This is a genomic window from Bifidobacterium bifidum ATCC 29521 = JCM 1255 = DSM 20456 (assembly GCF_001025135.1).
Classification (GTDB): domain Bacteria; phylum Actinomycetota; class Actinomycetes; order Actinomycetales; family Bifidobacteriaceae; genus Bifidobacterium; species Bifidobacterium bifidum.
In genome coordinates, this window is the sequence record NZ_AP012323.1 from 1,045,342 (window position 1) to 1,061,745 (window position 16,404).

At 61.3% G+C, this 16,404-nt stretch carries 15 protein-coding genes and 1 pseudogene; 12 read left to right on the forward strand and 4 right to left on the reverse strand.

Going from position 1 to position 16,404, the window contains the following annotated elements; translation table 11 throughout:
- Positions 1-15: 15 nt before the first annotated feature.
- The 10 genes and pseudogenes from gltB to BBBF_RS04270 form a co-directional block, all read left to right on the forward strand.
- Positions 16-4,587, forward strand: coding sequence for a glutamate synthase large subunit (gene gltB, locus BBBF_RS04230; RefSeq protein ID WP_033509710.1), 4,572 nt, complete (start codon positions 16-18; stop codon positions 4,585-4,587).
- Position 4,588: 1 nt separating this feature from the next.
- Positions 4,589-6,121 (forward strand): glutamate synthase subunit beta, encoded by a 1,533-nt coding sequence (locus BBBF_RS04235; RefSeq protein ID WP_003812939.1) that lies wholly within the window; start codon positions 4,589-4,591, stop codon positions 6,119-6,121.
- Positions 6,122-6,468: 347 nt separating this feature from the next.
- Positions 6,469-6,942 (forward strand): hypothetical protein, encoded by a 474-nt coding sequence (locus tag BBBF_RS04240; RefSeq protein WP_003812941.1) that lies wholly within the window; start codon positions 6,469-6,471, stop codon positions 6,940-6,942.
- A 149-nt stretch (positions 6,943-7,091) separates the two neighbouring features.
- Complete coding sequence (glgA, locus tag BBBF_RS04245) at positions 7,092-8,342, forward strand: glycogen synthase (RefSeq protein ID WP_003816799.1); 1,251 nt, start codon at positions 7,092-7,094, stop codon at positions 8,340-8,342.
- A gap of 150 nt (positions 8,343-8,492) precedes the next feature.
- Positions 8,493-9,359 carry an ABC transporter ATP-binding protein gene (locus BBBF_RS04250; protein ID WP_003812945.1) on the forward strand — a complete coding sequence of 289 codons (867 nt, stop codon included), beginning with the start codon at positions 8,493-8,495 and terminating at the stop codon, positions 9,357-9,359.
- A gap of 70 nt (positions 9,360-9,429) precedes the next feature.
- Positions 9,430-10,302, forward strand: a complete 873-nt coding sequence (locus BBBF_RS04255) for a nitrilase-related carbon-nitrogen hydrolase (RefSeq protein WP_021648685.1) — start codon at positions 9,430-9,432, stop codon at positions 10,300-10,302.
- Positions 10,208-11,035, forward strand: coding sequence for an SEL1-like repeat protein (locus BBBF_RS04260; protein WP_231855244.1), 828 nt, complete (start codon positions 10,208-10,210; stop codon positions 11,033-11,035). Before BBBF_RS04255 ends, BBBF_RS04260 begins: the two co-directional genes overlap by 95 nt.
- A gap of 133 nt (positions 11,036-11,168) precedes the next feature.
- Positions 11,169-12,119 (forward strand): choloylglycine hydrolase, encoded by a 951-nt coding sequence (gene bsh, locus BBBF_RS04265; RefSeq protein WP_003816791.1) that lies wholly within the window; start codon positions 11,169-11,171, stop codon positions 12,117-12,119.
- Positions 12,120-12,278: 159 nt separating this feature from the next.
- Entirely contained in the window at positions 12,279-12,509 is a 231-nt protein-coding gene (locus BBBF_RS09535) for a transposase (protein ID WP_229029003.1), read from the forward strand.
- A gap of 127 nt (positions 12,510-12,636) precedes the next feature.
- Positions 12,637-13,276 (forward strand): annotated as a pseudogene (locus BBBF_RS04270) (SPFH domain-containing protein); the annotation flags it as partial.
- Between the two features lie 24 nt (positions 13,277-13,300).
- Here the strand turns inward: BBBF_RS04270 and BBBF_RS04275 are convergent.
- The 4 genes from BBBF_RS04275 to BBBF_RS10270 form a co-directional block, all read right to left on the reverse strand.
- Complete coding sequence (locus BBBF_RS04275; protein WP_331709028.1) at positions 13,301-14,335, reverse strand: ISL3 family transposase; 1,035 nt, start codon at positions 14,333-14,335, stop codon at positions 13,301-13,303.
- 36 nt (positions 14,336-14,371) lie between these two features.
- Positions 14,372-14,563: a transposase gene (locus BBBF_RS10265; protein WP_003816779.1), complete on the reverse strand. Its 192-nt coding sequence runs from the start codon at positions 14,561-14,563 to the stop codon at positions 14,372-14,374.
- An 80-nt stretch (positions 14,564-14,643) separates the two neighbouring features.
- Positions 14,644-14,901 (reverse strand): Abi family protein, encoded by a 258-nt coding sequence (locus tag BBBF_RS10710; RefSeq protein WP_080665135.1) that lies wholly within the window; start codon positions 14,899-14,901, stop codon positions 14,644-14,646.
- 361 nt (positions 14,902-15,262) lie between these two features.
- Positions 15,263-15,673 carry a hypothetical protein gene (locus tag BBBF_RS10270; protein WP_231855246.1) on the reverse strand — a complete coding sequence of 137 codons (411 nt, stop codon included), beginning with the start codon at positions 15,671-15,673 and terminating at the stop codon, positions 15,263-15,265.
- 92 nt (positions 15,674-15,765) lie between these two features.
- On the opposite strand from BBBF_RS10270, the gene BBBF_RS10275 reads away from it, so the two are divergent.
- Together BBBF_RS10275 and BBBF_RS10280 are read left to right on the forward strand one after the other, a co-directional pair.
- Positions 15,766-16,035: a hypothetical protein gene (locus BBBF_RS10275; RefSeq protein ID WP_229029732.1), complete on the forward strand. Its 270-nt coding sequence runs from the start codon at positions 15,766-15,768 to the stop codon at positions 16,033-16,035.
- Positions 16,036-16,086: 51 nt separating this feature from the next.
- Positions 16,087-16,347 carry a response regulator gene (locus BBBF_RS10280; RefSeq protein ID WP_021648676.1) on the forward strand — a complete coding sequence of 87 codons (261 nt, stop codon included), beginning with the start codon at positions 16,087-16,089 and terminating at the stop codon, positions 16,345-16,347.
- Positions 16,348-16,404 lie beyond the last annotated feature (57 nt).

The following is a 16,404-nucleotide window of genomic DNA, read 5'->3' on the forward strand; positions in this document are numbered from 1 at the left end:
ATGAAGGTGGTTTCGGTGACTTTCCACGCCCCGCTCGATTTGAGCATACATAAATCACAAGGTCTGTACGACCCAAGCTCAGAACATGACGCTTGCGGCGTAGGTATGGTCACCACACTCAACAAGCGGCCGGAACGTAAGATCATCGACGACGCCATCGAAGTGCTCGTCAATCTCAACCACCGTGGCGCCGTGGGCGCCGAGGAGAACACCGGTGACGGTGCGGGCATCCTGATGAGCATGCCCGACGAGTTCATGCGGGCCACCACGGGCGTCGAACTGCCCGAGGCCGGCCATTACGCGGCGGGCATCGCGTTCCTCGACCGCGACATCGCCACGTCCGGCCAGCAGGAGCAGGCCATCGCGAGCATCGTGCGCGAAGAGGGTCTGGAAGTGCTCGCCTGGCGAGTGGTGCCGACCAACCCGGACGGGCTCGGCCTGCAGGCGCTCGCCTCGATGCCCAGCTTCAAGACGCTGGTCATCGCCGACGCCGAAGGCAAGCTGGCGGGCATCGAGCTCGACCGCAGGACCTTCCGCATCCGCAAGCGCGTCGAGCATGAGGTCGGCATCTACTTCGCGTCGCTGTCGGCCCGCACCATCACCTACAAGGGCATGCTCACCACGATGCAGCTCACCCCGTTCTTCCCCGACCTGTCGGATTCGCGCATGAAGGCGAAGATCGCGATTGTGCACTCGCGCTTCTCCACGAACACGTTCCCGAGCTGGCCGCTCGCGCAGCCGTTCCGCCTGCTCGCCCACAACGGCGAGATCAACACGATCCAGGGCAACCGCAACTGGCTGTCGGCCCGCGAAGGCCGCCTGAGCTCCGAACTGCTCGGCGAGTTCGAGCCGTTGCTGCCGATCACCACGCCCGGCTATTCGGATTCCGGCACGTTCGACGAATGCCTCGAACTGCTGCACCTCGCCGGCCGCTCCCTGCCGCACGCCATCTCGATGATGCTGCCGCCGGCATGGGAGAACAACGACCAGCTCGACCCCGACGTGCGCGCGTTCTACGAGTACAACAACACACTGATCGAACCGTGGGACGGCCCGGCCGACATCATCTTCACCGACGGCACGCAGGTGGGCGCCCTGCTCGACCGCAACGGCTTCCGCCCCGGCCGCTGGCAGCTCACCGATGACGGCTACCTTGTGCTCGCCTCCGAAGCCGGCGTGCTGCCGGAGATCGACGACAAGCATATCGTCTCCAAGGGCCGTCTGGAGCCCGGAAAGATGTTCCTTGTCGACACCGACGAGGGCCGCATCATCCCCGACGAGGAGATCAAGAGGAACCTTGCCTCGCAGCACCCGTACCGTAAGTGGGTCGAAGGCAACTCCGTGGAGATGAGCGACCTGCCGCACCGCGAGCACGTGAGCCATTCCGGCCAGTCCGTGCAGCGTCGTCAGCGCGCGTTCGGCTACACCGAGGAAGACCTCAAGATGCTGCTCACGCCGATGGCCAACACCGGCAAGGAGCCGCTGGGCTCGATGGGCAACGACAACCCGCTGCCGGTGCTCTCCAAGCGCAGCCGCATGCTGTTCGACTACTTCCACCAGAAGTTCGCGCAGGTCACCAACCCTCCGCTGGACTGGGAGCGCGAGGAGATCGTCACCTCGCTCGAATCCGCCATCGGCCCCGAGCCGAACCTGCTGGAGGATTCCGAGCTGCACGCCAAGAAGATCCTGATCCCGCTGCCCGTCATCAACTCCGACGAGATGGCGCAGCTCAAGCGGCTCGACAAGGCCAAGGTGCTCGGCGGATACTACCGTCCGTTCGTCGTCAAGGGCCTGTATCAGGTGGCCGGCGGCGGCAAGGCGCTGGGCGAGCGCCTTGAGGAGATCTTTGCCGAAGTCGACGAGGCCATCGCGGGCGGCAGCAACTTCATCGTGCTGTCCGACCGTGATTCCAACCACACGTGGGGCCCGATCCCGTCACTGCTGCTCACCAGCGCCGTGCAGCACCACCTGCTGCGCAAGCACAACCGCACGCAGATCTCGATGGCCGTCGAGGCCGGCGATGTGCGTGAGATCCATCATGTCGCGCTGCTGATCGCATACGGTGCCGCATGCGTCAACCCGTATCTGGCGTTCGAATCCGTCGAGGACCTGGCCCGCACCGGCTACCTGAAGGTCGACGAGCACACAGCCGTGAAGAACCTGACCAAGGCGCTGTCCATCGGCGTGCTGAAGATCATGTCGAAGATGGGCGTCTCCACCATCATGAGCTACCGCGGAGCGCAGCTGTTCGAGGCGGTCGGCCTGAGCAAGGACATCGTCGACAAGTACTTCACCGGCACGGTCTCGCAGGTCGGCGGCATCGGGCTCGACGAGCTGGCCGAGGAGGTGGCGATTCGCCACCGCGTGGCCTACCCGAACCAGTGGACCGCCACCCCGCACATGAACCTCGAAACCGGCGGCGAATACAAGTGGCGTCGCACCGGCGAGGATCATCTGAACGACCCCGAGGCGATTTTCCTGCTGCAGCAGTCGACCGCTCGCGGCGACTACCAGATGTTTAAGAAGTACTCGCACCACATCAACGACACGTCGAACCGCATTATGACGCTGCGCGGACTCATGAAGTTCAAGCACGACCGCAAGCCGATCGACATCTCCGAGGTCGAGTCGGCCTCCGAGATCGTCAAGCGGTTCTCCACCGGCGCAATGAGCTACGGCTCCATCTCGCAAGAGGCGCACGAGACGCTCGCCATCGCCATGAACACGATCGACGCGCGTTCCAACTCCGGCGAGGGCGGCGAATCCGACGACCGCATCGAGGATCCGCTGCGTTACAGCCGCATCAAGCAGATCGCATCCGCCCGCTTCGGCGTCACCAGCGATTACCTGGTGCACGCCACCGACCTGCAGATCAAGCTCGCCCAGGGCGCCAAGCCCGGCGAGGGCGGCCACCTGCCCGGTGCCAAGGTCCCGCCGTGGATCGCCAAGGTCCGTCACGCGACCCCCGGCGTGGAGCTCATCTCCCCGCCGCCTCACCACGACATCTACTCCATCGAGGATCTCAAGCAGCTGATCAACGATGCGAAGATGGCCAACCCGAAGGCGCGCATCCACGTCAAGCTCGTCTCGGAGTTCGGCGTCGGCACCATCGCGGCCGGTGTGGCCAAGTGCCATGCCGACGTGGTGCTGATCTCCGGCTATGACGGCGGCACCGGTGCGGCGCCGCTCAACGCGATTCGCCACGCGGGCACCCCGTGGGAGATCGGCCTGTCCGAAACCCAGCAGACGCTGATTCTGAACGGTCTGCGCTCCCGCATCGTCGTTCAGTGCGACGGCGAGCTCAAGACCGGCCGCGACGTGGTCATCGCCGCGCTGCTCGGTGCCGAGGAATTCGGCTTCGCCACCACGGCGCTTATGGTCGAGGGCTGCGTCATGATGCGCGCGTGCCAGAAGAACACCTGCCCGCAGGGCATCGCCACCCAGGATCCCGAGCTGCGCGCCCGGTTCAAGGGCAAGCCGGAAGCGGTCATCAACTTCTTCATGTACATCGCCGAGGAAGTGCGCGAACTGCTTGCCGAGCTCGGTTTCCGTACGCTGGAGGAGGCCGTCGGCCATGTCGAATGCCTGGACCAGAACGAGGCGATCAAGCGCTGGAAGTCCGACGGCATCGACCTGAGCAACGTGCTCATGCAGCCCGGCCCGGTTCCCGGAACGATTCTGCACCAGACCATCGAGCAGAACCACGAACTGGAGAAGGCGCTCGACAACAAGCTCATCGAGATGGCCGAACCCGCGCTGGAGCGCAAGGAGCCGGTACGCATCGAGATGCCGATCCGCAACGTCAACCGTACGCTCGGCACGATGGTCGGCTACGAGATCACCCGCCGCTACGGTGCCGAAGGACTGCCGGACGACACCATCGACATGACGTTCCACGGTGCCGGCGGCCAGTCGATCGGCGCGTTCATCCCGCGTGGCGAGACCATCCGCGTCTACGGCGAGGTCAACGACTACGCCGGCAAGGGCCTGTCGGGCGGACGCCTGATCGTACGCCCCGAGGACGGCGTCACCTTCGACCCGCACGAGAACGTCATCGCGGGCAACGTGACCGGTTTCGGCGCGACCTCCGGAGAGCTGTTCGTGGCCGGCCGTGCAGGCGAGCGTTTCGGCGTGCGCAACTCCGGCGCCACGTTCGTGGTCGAGGGCGTGGGCGACCACGGCTGCGAGTACATGACCGGAGGCACCGTCGTGGTGCTCGGCTCCATGGGCCGCAACTTCGGTGCCGGCTTCTCCGGCGGCAACGTGTACGTGCTCGATCTGGACATGAACCAGGTCAATCCGACCGCGGCGAAGGACGGCTCGCTGCTGTTCCTACCGCTGGACGACGAAGCACAGGCACTGGTCCACGATCTGGTGAAGCGTCACGCCGAAGAGACCGGTTCCGCATTCGCCGCCGGACTCCTCAAGGATTGGAAGCACACCGTCGCCCGGTTCACGCACGTGGTGCCGGAACACTATCTGGCCATGACCGCCGCCATGGCGAAGGCCGAGGAAGACAATATCGATTTCAACACGCCCGGCGCCTGGGAACAGGTGTACGAGCAGGTGATGGAAGGAGCGCACTGACATGGGAGATCCCAGAGGATTCCTGAAGGTCCGTACCCGTCGCGAACTGGCGGAACGCCCCGTCGAGGAGCGCATCAAGGACTGGCTTGACGTCCATGCTGAGTCCGGCTTGCAGCCGTGGACCACCGAACAGGCCGCCCGCTGCATGGATTGCGGCACTCCTTTCTGCATGACCGGATGCCCGCTCGGCAACATCATCCCCGAGTTCAACGATCTGGTTCGTCAGGAGAAGTGGGAGGACGCCTACAATCGTCTGTCCACCACCAACAACTTCCCCGAAGTGACCGGACGCATCTGCCCGGCACTGTGCGAGAAGGCGTGCGTGCTCGGCATCCACCAGCCGCCGACGATGATCAAGCTCGACGAGCAGACGATCATCGACCAGGCATGGGGTCTGGATATCGTCAAGCCCATGCCTCCGCAGCGTCTGACCGACCAGACTGTGGCGGTCGTCGGATCCGGCCCCGCCGGTCTGGCATGCGCCCAGCAGCTCACCCGAGCCGGCCACACGGTCGTCGTCTATGAGCGCGATGACGCCATCGGCGGTCTGATGCGCTACGGCATCCCGAACTTCAAGCTCGACAAGCGACTGATCGACCGTCGTATCAAGCAGATGGAGGCCGAAGGCACCCGCTTCCGCACGGGTGTGGAGATCGGCAAGGACATCAGCTGGGACGATTTGCGCGACCGCTATGACGCCGTGGTCGTCGCTATCGGATCCACCGTGCCGCGTGACATGAAGATTCCCGGCCGCGAGCTCAAGGGCATTCACTTCGCGATGGAGTTCCTGCCCGACGCGACCCGACGCGTGTACGGCGTAAAGCCCGTGCACGACATCACCGCCAAGGACAAGCACGTCATCATCATCGGTGGTGGCGACACCGGTTCCGACTGCCTCGGCACCTCCATCCGTCAAGGCGCGAAGGACGTGACCGTGCTGCAGATCATGCCGAAGGAGCCGGACGAGCGCCCGGACAACCAGCCGTGGCCGACGTTCGCGCGTCTCTACCAGAAGACCTCCTCGATGGAGGAGGGCGGCACCTATGTGTACAGCACCGATTCTGTCAACTTCGTCGGCTCTGACGAGGAACAGGCCCGTGTGCACATTGAGGATTCCACCGCGTCCGAAGGATTCGTGGCCGACGAGAACGGCCACGTCACCGGTCTGAAGGTCGTGGATGTGGCACCGGGGGAGAACGGGCCGTTCACCCGCCAGCCCGGTACCGAACGCGTGCTGCCCGCGGATCTGGTGCTCATCTCGGTCGGCTTCCTGCACCCGGACACCTCCACGCTGCTCGACCAGCTGCCTGTCGAATTGGACAAGCGCGGCAACGTGGCCCGCAACGACAAGTTCGCCACCTCTCAGGATGGCGTGTTCGTTGCCGGCGACGCGGGCCGCGGCCAGAGCCTGGTCGTGTGGGCCATTTCGGAGGGCCGCTCCTGCGCAGCCGCCGTTGATGAGTACCTCACCGGCGTCACCGAGCTGCCCGCGCCGATCACCGCATCCCAGCGTCCGATGATGCTGCCGCGATGATTCGATAGTCCGGCGGTTCGCCGTACCGACATCTACTGGGGGCCGGAAGTCTCTTCAAGGGACTTCCGGCCCCCAGTCGCATATCGGGCGTTCCCTATTTCTGGCGAAAGTCCCGTCCCGTTGTGTGCCGGTGGGTTTTCGCCGGAGGAATGGCCCGCTCATATGTGGGTGAGCCGCAGAAGGAGGCCGGCTATGTGCGGGGTGGTACGTGTCGCGATCACGGCTCGGACGTCGTGATTGCCAACGATTGCGGATCTGTCTCGTCGTGCGAGTCGAACCGCCGCTACGGCACGGCTTGGAGTACAGTACATAGGAGTGTTATCCACAAACGAGCAGGAGAAGTAACGATGCCTAACCGTGCCGAACGCCGCAAAGCAGCAAAAGATCAGCGTCGGGGAGTCCCGTCGCAGTACGACCAGACCCGTGGCCGTGCCCGATCCGGCATGCTCGACGAGTACGCGCTTCAGGAGAAGTCCCGCCGTATTCAGGAGGGCGTGGATGACAGCGGCGTGTGGAAGCCCAGCGCTCGCACCGAGGTCGATGAGGAAGTGGAGTCGGTGTTCGAGGCCAACCCGAACTATCAGGATCCCAAGGCGTTCAAGGCACCGCACTCCGTGCGGCAGTGGTTCCGTGTCGGCAGCTGGACGCTGATCGCGCTGTCGGTCATCGCGTTCTTCGTGGTGATGTGGCTGCCCACGCATCCGCTGTGGCTGATCCTGACCGTGTCCGTCGTGTTCGTCGTCGGCGTGCTCAGCCTGTTCTTCACGGCCGGCAACTACCGCAACAACCCGAACCTGGACGCCAACGGCACCGCGGTGTGAGAGCCTGGTATCCGGTAGTTATCTGGTATTATGGCGTGTTTTTTCGCCAACACGAACATGGGCATTGTGCGTTTTTTCGACGTGCAATGCCCTAAAGTTATATATGGCAGTAGCCGCAAACAAGGTTACCGACGAAGGAGGCCTTAATCGTGAAAGTTGATATCCTCACCCGCGAATACCCGCCGTATGTCTATGGTGGCGCAGGCGTGCACGCGGAAGAGCTCTCGAAGGTGCTGGCCGAGCGGGTCGACGTGACCGTCCGTGCGTTCGACGGACCGCGCACCGAAGCCGATGTACCCGCCATCCCCGGAGATGGCTCGGCGAAGGGCAGCCTGAAGGTCGTGGGCTATGGAACGCCCTCTGAGCTGGCCGACGCGAATCCGGCGCTGAAGACCTTCGGCGTTGATCTGCAGATAGCCAACGACGTCGACGCCGACATCGCCCACGCGCACACCTGGTATGCGTGCCTGGCCGGATACCTCGCCAAGATGCTGCACGGTACGCCGCTGGTCATCACTGCACATTCGCTGGAGCCGTTCCGCCCGTGGAAGCGCGAGCAGCTCGGCGGCGGTTATAATCTGAGCTCCTGGGCCGAAAAGGACGCCTATGAGCACGCCGACCGCGTCATCGCCGTCTCCGGCGGCATGCGCGAGGACATCCTCGCCGCGTACCCGAACCTCGACCCCGACAAGGTCGTCGTGGTGCATAACGGCATCACCATGAGCGACTTCGCCACGCCGGCCGACGACGACCCGGGCTGGGCTGTGTTCGACCGTTACCACATCGACCGCAGCAAGCCTACGCTGCTGTTCGTCGGCCGCATCACCCGTCAGAAGGGCCTGCCATACCTGCTCAAGGCGCTGCACCTGATCTCCAAGGACATTCAGGTGGTGCTGTGCGCCGGCGCCCCGGACACCCCGGAGATCGCCGAGGAGGTCAAGACCGCGTTCGCCAAGCTCGACGAGGAACGTGGCAACATCATCTGGATCGAGGAGATGCTGCCTCGTCCGGAGCTCAACGCGCTGGAGCATGGCTGTGACGCGTTCATCTGCCCGAGCATCTATGAGCCGCTGGGCATCGTGAATCTGGAAGCCATGGCCTGTGGCCTGCCCGTAGTCGCCTCCGCCACCGGCGGCATTCCCGAGGTCGTCGTCGACGGCGAGACCGGCTATCTGGTGCCGATCGACCAGCTGCGCGACGGTACCGGCACGCCCACCGATCCCGACAAGTTCGTGCATGACATGGCAGCCGCCATCGACAAGATCATGGCCGACCCCGAACTCGCCAAGAAGATGGGCCAGGCGGGCTACGAGCGCGCCCGCGACCATTTCAGCTGGGAGTCCATCGCCGACAAGACCGTGGCCGTCTACCAGTCCGTCCTCGACGAGCAGAACAAGTAACGGCGATCTGACGCAGGCGGGGGCAAGGAATGATGCCCCGCCTGCGGGGCCGTAATGCGCGGCATGACCGGATGGCACGGCTTCGCGAATTACCGCAACCATTCCAAACCCGCACTGCCGGCAAACCTCCCCACGACAAGGAACCACAACATGCCCACGACCGACACCGCCGACAACGAAGTCCTCAAGCTCGACAACGTCGAATTCCGCCGCAACCGGCGCGTCATCATCACAGACGTGAACCTCATCATCCACGCGGGGGAGCGATGGGTGCTGTTCGGGCCGAACGGCATCGGCAAATCCACCGCGGTCGGCATGCTCGCCACGCGCACGTTCCCCTCGGACGGTCGCGTATTCATCCTCGGCCATCAGCTCGGCAAATACGACGTATTCAAACTGCGCACGCGCATCGGTCTGGCTTCGGCCGACCTCGGCCGGCAGTTTCCCGAATTCGAGGATCCGCTGGACGCCGTCGTCACGGGCCTGAGCGCCGTGACCGGACGGTGGCGCGACACCTATACTGACGAGGAGTATGCGCGGGCGCGACAGCTGCTGCGCGACTTCCGCGTCTCCTATCTCGAAGGCAAGGAGATGTGGCGGCTCTCCGAGGGCGAGCGCACCCGCGTGCTCATCGCCCGCGCGTTGATGGGCGACCCCGAACTGCTCATCATGGATGAGCCGACCACTGGCCTTGACCTGGGCGGCCGCGAGCAGGTGATGCGCACCCTGAGCCGTATCGGCGAAGAGGATTCGCGGCGTGCCGTGGTGCTGGTCACCCATCGACTTGAGGAGATTCCCGCGGGCTTCGACCACATCGCCATCATGGGACGCAAGCCGGTCTCCGCCGAGGACGCCACCAACGACGGCATTGACGCGATGGGCAACCCGTCCGCCGGCACCATCGTCTACACCGGTCCACTGGAGGCCGGCCTGACCGACGAGCGACTGTCGGAACTGTTCGGCATGCCGATTGAGGTGCAACACACGCACGGGCGCTGGTCGGCGTTCGCGGTGTGAGACCGAGGCGTATCGGTCGCGGGCGGGATTCATGAGGAACCATGCCCGCGCATCTGATATAACGGTAGCCATGAATGGCACGCAAGAGCTGAAGGTCGCCGTAGCTCAGTTCACGGTTCGCCGGGAGCCGGAATGGAATCTTGACATTATCGACGGATATGCCTGGCAGGCCGCGGATGCCGGTGCTCGCTTGCTGGTGCTTCCGGAAGGGCTGATCGCGCGTGACGGCGATGATGACATGTTCGCGGCCGCACACGCGCAACCACTGGACGGGCCGTTCGTCACCGGCCTGAGACGGATCAGCGAAGAGCGTCGTATTACGTTGATGGGCACGGTTCATGCTGTGCCCGGCGCGGCTGATGCGGTGCCGGACAAGCCGGCGTCTTGCGCAACGGATTCCCGGGTCTCCAACGTTTTCGTCGTCATCCGTGACGGGGCTCTTATCGCGATCTATCGGAAGCTGCATCTCTATGATGCATTCGCCGCGCGGGAGTCCGATACGGTTCGTCCCGGTACCGAGCTGCCGCCAATCGTCGAGATCGACGGCTGGCATGTCGGCGTCATGACCTGCTATGACGTGAGATTTCCCGAAGTCGCGCGGTCGCTGGCCGTGCGCGGCGCCGATGTGATCATCGTCAGTGCGGCATGGGTGCGCGGGCGTTTGAAGGAGCGACATTGGAAGCTGATGACCGCCGCGCGTGCGCTGGAAAACACGTGCTACGTACTGGCATGCAGCGAGGTGAGCGCGCGCAACATCGGCTGCAGCCGTGTCATTGACCCGCTGGGCGAGGTCATCGCGCAGGCGGGTGACGGACAGGGCGAGGCGGGCGGACAGGCCGGAATGCTGATTGCCCGGCTGCACCGAGAAGTTCTCGAATCCGCGCGACGCACGCTGCCGGTTCTGGAGAACCGACGCTTCGCAGACCCGCAATTGCGGGATTGACACAAATTTCCCGTATGACGCGCATGCGGCCCGGGAATCGGCCACACGCGTCGCACGACACGCCCGGATTGCGCTGCACGAATGTCAAAGTGCACCGTTGTACTTCAGTGATCCCCTGACGATTGTGCTGAGCAATCCGGGCGTGTCGCGCTTGTCGGAAGCGCAAATCGCGCGAATCAGCCCGGTCGGCATCGGTCATGCGAACGAGGCGGAAGCGGGCGTGCCGTACTACGACGATATCTTCGATGAAGACGACGAATGCACCACGGCCGACATCAGCGATCCGGACGGGTCGATTGCTCTGGGCCTCGGCGGCATATACTACGAGGAGGGCATGCACTATACCGCCACATCGGAACGGCAGAAGCGGGTCGACTGTTTCAGAGCCGCCGAGATCCTTTACCGGCACGCGGCCGGCCGCGGCAATGCGATCGGATGGCTGTGCCTGGGGTACGTGTACGCGTACGACCGCTGCGAGGGTAGATACTTCCGCTCGTATTACAACAATTTCGGCGAAGTTTCACCCAAACCGGATACGGACGTTTTGGCATACGAGTGCTTTCGTCATGCGGCCGAAGCGGGGATCGCGGAGGGCTGCTACAAGCTGGGAGACGTGCTGGCCGAGGGCAGAGGCTGTGCGGCTGATCATGCGAAGGCGCTCGACATGTTCCTGCGGGAGTACATGTGTGACGGATATTGCGGCAGGCACATTTTACACGAAATACATGATTGAGGAGGACGATACTATGGATGAGGTAGCCAAAGCAGATTCTTCCGCGGGCAAAACTTAAGATTTTCCCAGCAAGTGACGCTTACCATGAACACGCAAGCAAGAAAATCACGGCAAATCATGGAAGGGAGTCCATATGTGCACTGGTGTTCGTTTTTCCGATGATGAGGGAAACATGTATTTCGGCCGTAATCTCGACTGGAGCTTCTCCTACGGCGAGACCATTCTGGTCACTCCGCGAGGCTACCAGTACGACTATGTGTATGGGGCCGAAGGTAAAAGCGAACCGAATGCGGTGATCGGCGTGGGCGTGGTCATGGTCGACCGCCCCATGTATTTCGACTGCGCCAACGAGCATGGTCTGGCCATTGCCGGACTGAACTTCCCTGGGTACGCCTCCTTTGCGCACGAGCCGGTCGAAGGAACCGAAAACGTCGCCACTTTCGAATTCCCACTGTGGGTAACGCGCAATTTCGATACTGTCGACGAAGTCGAAGAGGCGTTGAAGAACGTGACGCTCGTTTCGCAGGTCGTGCCCGGCCAGCAGGAATCCCTGCTGCACTGGTTCATTGGTGACGGCACCCGCAGCATCGTCGTCGAGCAGATGGCTGACGGCATGCACGTTCATCATGACGATGTGGACGTGCTTACCAACCAGCCGACCTTCGACTTTCATATGGAAAACCTGCGCAACTACATGTGTGTGAGCAACGAGATGGCGGAGCCGACCACTTGGGGCAAGGCGGAACTGAGCGCATGGGGTGCCGGTGTGAGCATGCACGGCATTCCCGGTGACGTGAGTTCGCCGTCGCGTTTCGTACGCGTCGCCTACACCAACACGCACTATCCGCAGCAGAACAACGAGGCTGCTAATGTGTCTCGTCTGTTCCACACGCTGGTTTCCGTGCAAATGGTTGACGGCATGTCCAAGATGGGCAACGGCCAGTTCGAGCGCACGCTGTTCACCAGTGGCTATTCCGGGAAAACCAACACGTATTACATGAACACGTATGAGGATCCGGCGATCCGCTCGTTTGCCATGTCCGACTTCGACATGGATTCGAGCGAGCTGATCACCGCCGATTGATTCCGGGAATTTCGAGTTCGAAGACTCCAGTTCCAAAGATTCCGCAGTGATCGCACTATATGGACAGCATAAAAGGGCACAACGTCGCAACCTGAACCGCACCCCGATTGTTGGACTGAAGAAATTCAGATTCGATGATCGGAGGTGCGGTTCTTTCGTATGCGTGAGGATCGAAGGAGCCGTTACGACGACGGGTTCCGGCGCGAGGCGCTGGCACTCATCAAGGCCGGAGCCGGCAGGGACGCGCTCGCCAGACGGCTTGCCATGCCGGCGTATACCGCGAGAAACTGGATCAGGCTGTACAGATCCAACGGCGAGGCGGCGGCGGCAGACGCTACGACTGGGAGACGAAGGTCGCCGCGGCGCGCGACCACGTCGAGAACGGCATGACCAAGACGGAGGCCATGGCCAGGCACGGGATCGCGAGCATCGTGGATTGGCAACGGTGTGTTGGACGGTTTCTTAGAGGACGAGTCCTTGTTCGGTGAATTCCTTCGGGCTCCGGTATCCGAGGGCGGACCGGTTCTATGGCGTCGATTTGGAAATTCGCGCACGTGAATCCATGCCGCTAAAGGTCACTGATCCAGTTCGATTCGTACGTAACTTTGTGCCCGCCACTACCGTGTCGTATTCATTCGATGATGAAGGGCCACGTAGGCAGATTCTGTCTGAATTCGTACAGTCGTTTATTGTGGCCATCAATTCGTTGTCCAATGAATATCGTATTTCGCAATTGCTCGGCAAGGCGAATGACATCGCAGCATGCGTGCGTGGCGATCGGGCCAATGCAGGTACGTGGAATGATCGTTTTGGCTTTGAAGTGTTCAGCGTGGGCATCGAAAGCATCGAGCTCACCGAGCAATCACGTCAACTCGTGCAGCAGTTCGCCTCGAATAGGATGAATGTTGCCGCATACGAGGGCGTTTCCCCAGCAAGCTGGCAATATGGCTGCCCAGCAGCGCATTGCGCAAGGCATCCAAGACAACGGCTTTGGCGATGGCGGCATGTTACTGGGCATGAATATGGCGCAAGCCATCAATCCTATGACCGCCGCCCCGGTTCAAGCGCCGGCGCCTACTCCGGCACCGGAAGCCGCTGCTCCCGCCTCTCACACGGCATCCATGTCTGTGGAAGAACAAGTCGAGGCGATGAAAAAATGAGGCTTCTGCTGTTTTCGTGGGTTAGAGGACGGGGACCGGCAATCGGATGGGTAGGCCGGAGCATCTGAGTTTGATCATGGCGATGAGGTTGTCGACGTGGTGGAAGCCGTAGGCCATGCGTATGGTGACCTTGATCCTGTTGTTGAACGCCTCCAGTCGCGCGTTGGAGTGGTCGGGTCGGATGGTTCTGAGGATGTCGTCCCGGCGCCTGCGGATCTTCCTGCATAGTTCGACGATCTCGGGGATGCGCGAGTGGCTGGCCCAGTTGATCCATCGTTTGAGTTTCCCCCCCCCCTCGGCTTGGCCGGCGGGCTGGTGCAGGAGCGTGCGCAGGAGTTCCTTGAGCTGCCAGGAGCGGTAGAGCTGGCCCTTGGGATCCACGCCGGCGAGCGTGGCGAGGGCCGTGGATTGGCGCTCGGCCAAGTCGCCGGGGTTTCTGAGCACGGCGTATTTCAGGCCCTTCATCGCCTCCGCGGCCGTCTTATCCTTCGCTCGCCTGGCCTGGTTCCACAACCGTTTCCTGACCCGGTCCAGGCAGTCGGTCATCCAGGAGACGATGTGGAATGAGTCGGGCACGCGCTCCGCGTTCGGGCAGTATCCGGCGACGGACGAGTCGATCCACCTGGCGCCGTCGCCGGTGACGATCCTGATGGAGGCGCGCTGCTCCGGCGTCAATTCTTCGAAGAACAGGTCGAGGACCTGTTTGCCGTATCCGTCGTGCGCCCAAATCACCCGCTTGCGTTCGTGGTCGACGACGACGGTGATGTACGTGTGGCCCTTCCTGTGGCTAGTCTCGTCCACGCCGATCGCCGTGAGCCCGTCGAACATGCATGGCATGCCGGATTCCAGCCGGCCGGCGACCCGTCCGGCGATGTCGCCCGCGGTCCTCCACGCGACATGCAGGAAACCGCTCACGGTCTTCCTGTTGGCGACCGTCATCAGCCACGTGCATTCCATCTCGAAGTCGCGCGTGAACCGGATGCCCGGCTCCGCCCACGGAACCCGCGACACCACCACGCCATGCACACGGCATTCCACACGCGGAGCCGGACCCACGAGCTCGACCCGATAGCAGCCGAAGTCCTGGTGCCGCTAACGCCTTTCGCCGCCCCCGTCGTCGTATTTCGGGCATTTGCGCCCGCAGCGCGAGCAACGCAACGCGGCCTTCCTGCACCTGACGCGCGCCACCAGGACCGGAGCGTCGCGCAGCGGGGAATCGTCGATGGACACGTCCTCGACGACCATGCCCTTGACGTTGAGCAAACGTTTGAATATGTTCTTCATAAGGCGTTTTCTGTGGTTCTTTTTCTTGGTCGAAAAACAAACCTACAGGAAACGCCCCTCACACCCTCATAATCAACGGCTCAACGACGAGACGACACCCACGAAAACAACACAAGAGCCAGAAATGGTGACTCTGCATCTTGAAGAACTTCTTCCAATGTGTAATTCTTCAAAGCGGTTTCCACGGCGATGATCCGAGGGTAAATTAAAGATTTCAACGCCATATCAAAAGAATTCAATGATGAAATTTGCTCGAAGGACTGCAAGTGAAGACGATTCTTTGCAATGCCAGCGAATCGGTACCCCTTATAGCCGTGGTAATACCCCAGGTTTTTCAATTCTCTTTTTTGCTATTCACCAGAACATGCAATGCCGTTATCACACAGATGCTGCATAAGTTCATTCAGTGTTTTCATTGCACCCCTATTCGCCAAAGTCATAAGGGTTAATTGTAACTTGAAGTATGCCTTAGCAGTGTGGTGTCTGCCGGCTCATGGTGTTGGAAGAATCTTTTTCATTACGGTTATGGTTTTCGGACACTACCCGATTGCGACGCGATTATGACGGGATTACGACGCGATTCGGTTTCTGACGACGCGATTGCATCTTGCTTATTCCCCGGTTCCATACCTTGTTGGGTGTCTTGCTGCCAAGGAGCTTCATGGGGCATCGTTGATTTCCTTGGCGATTACGTTGAACTCATCCCGCATGAGCGTGAAGTATATGTGATTGGAATCTGCGTGCGTGCAAGTGCGTGAAAATGCGCGAGAAAAGTGCTCGAATCTGCTTTAACAGGCTGCTGCTTTTAATGCAGGCTCTATCTGTTGAAAGCCCGTCGCGCTCGCGAAGAAAACATGGCTCATGGTGAATGCGGATCGCCCGCATGTTATCCATCGAATAAATAAAGGAGCGAATACCCTGGGCGTTAAGCACAATGCGTCTTATCAGAGTGGAGAGAACATGGCTAAGAAAACCGACGAAGAGCTTTACGATGTGGCGATAAATATGATTGGAAGCGTTGCGAAGCTTCCGATTATCAGAGTTGATAGGGAAGCGTTTCTGCGGCAGCAATTCGCCGATTCGGAATATCTCGATGAGATTCTGGAGCATGGTCCACAGCATGTATATATGGTGGAGTCGTTGTGTAGGAAAGCGGATGGAGTGATTAAGAAGTCGACGAATCAGACCACTCTTGCCGCCTTGTGGCAGGAATTCCCGGTGGCCCTGCCGCCGTTGCCGCTGGAGGTGCCGATGTGGCCCAGTACTTTGGTTTCGCGATCAATCTGGCGCAGAAAATTGCCTATCTCTTCGGAGAGGATGATTTGTTCACCGACGAGTCGGAACTGAATGAAGGTGCCAAAGTCCGAGTCCTTGCGTATTTGGGTGTGATGCTCGGCGCGTCAGGTTCGGCGATGTTGGTAGGAAAGCTTGCCAGGGAAGTCGGCAAGAACATGGGCAAGAAGATCACGTAACAGGCTCTGACGAAAACGGCTTGGTATCCGTTGCCCAAGAAAATCGGTGCGATGGTCGGCAAACAGGTGGTGAAGGAGTCGGTTGGGAGGGCCGTTACTAAGGTTGTGCCAGTTGTCGGCGGCGCCATTTCCGGGGTGATAACCTATGCGACGTTCAAACCCATGGGTGGCCGATTGGCCGATGTGCTGGTACGCAATCTGAACGGTGAGTTCGATGAGACTGGCATGGAACTTCGCCCGGAATTCAAGAAAGCCAATACCGCAGATGCTGACACGGAAGTCACGATTCATGCGATCGAGATTGACGACTGAAAAACGGTGGATTGGGTGGCTAGCAGAGTAGTTGTCGGTTAGCCATCCAACCCATCA

Excerpts from the sequence above, each read along its gene's own strand:
- BBBF_RS04240 (WP_003812941.1), top strand. The coding sequence starts at position 6,469 with ATGCCTAACCGTGCCGAACGCCGCAAAGCAGCAAAAGATCAGCGTCGG.
- BBBF_RS04250 (WP_003812945.1), top strand. The coding sequence starts at position 8,493 with ATGCCCACGACCGACACCGCCGACAACGAAGTCCTCAAGCTCGACAAC.
- BBBF_RS04235 (WP_003812939.1), top strand. The coding sequence starts at position 4,589 with ATGGGAGATCCCAGAGGATTCCTGAAGGTCCGTACCCGTCGCGAACTG.
- BBBF_RS09535 (WP_229029003.1), top strand. The coding sequence starts at position 12,279 with ATGCGTGAGGATCGAAGGAGCCGTTACGACGACGGGTTCCGGCGCGAG.
- BBBF_RS04255 (WP_021648685.1), top strand. The coding sequence starts at position 9,430 with ATGAATGGCACGCAAGAGCTGAAGGTCGCCGTAGCTCAGTTCACGGTT.
- BBBF_RS10270 (WP_231855246.1), bottom strand. The coding sequence starts at position 15,673 with ATGCTCCAGAATCTCATCGAGATATTCCGAATCGGCGAATTGCTGCCG.
- BBBF_RS10265 (WP_003816779.1), bottom strand. The coding sequence starts at position 14,563 with ATGAAGAACATATTCAAACGTTTGCTCAACGTCAAGGGCATGGTCGTC.
- bsh (WP_003816791.1), top strand. The coding sequence starts at position 11,169 with ATGTGCACTGGTGTTCGTTTTTCCGATGATGAGGGAAACATGTATTTC.
- BBBF_RS10280 (WP_021648676.1), top strand. The coding sequence starts at position 16,087 with ATGGTCGGCAAACAGGTGGTGAAGGAGTCGGTTGGGAGGGCCGTTACT.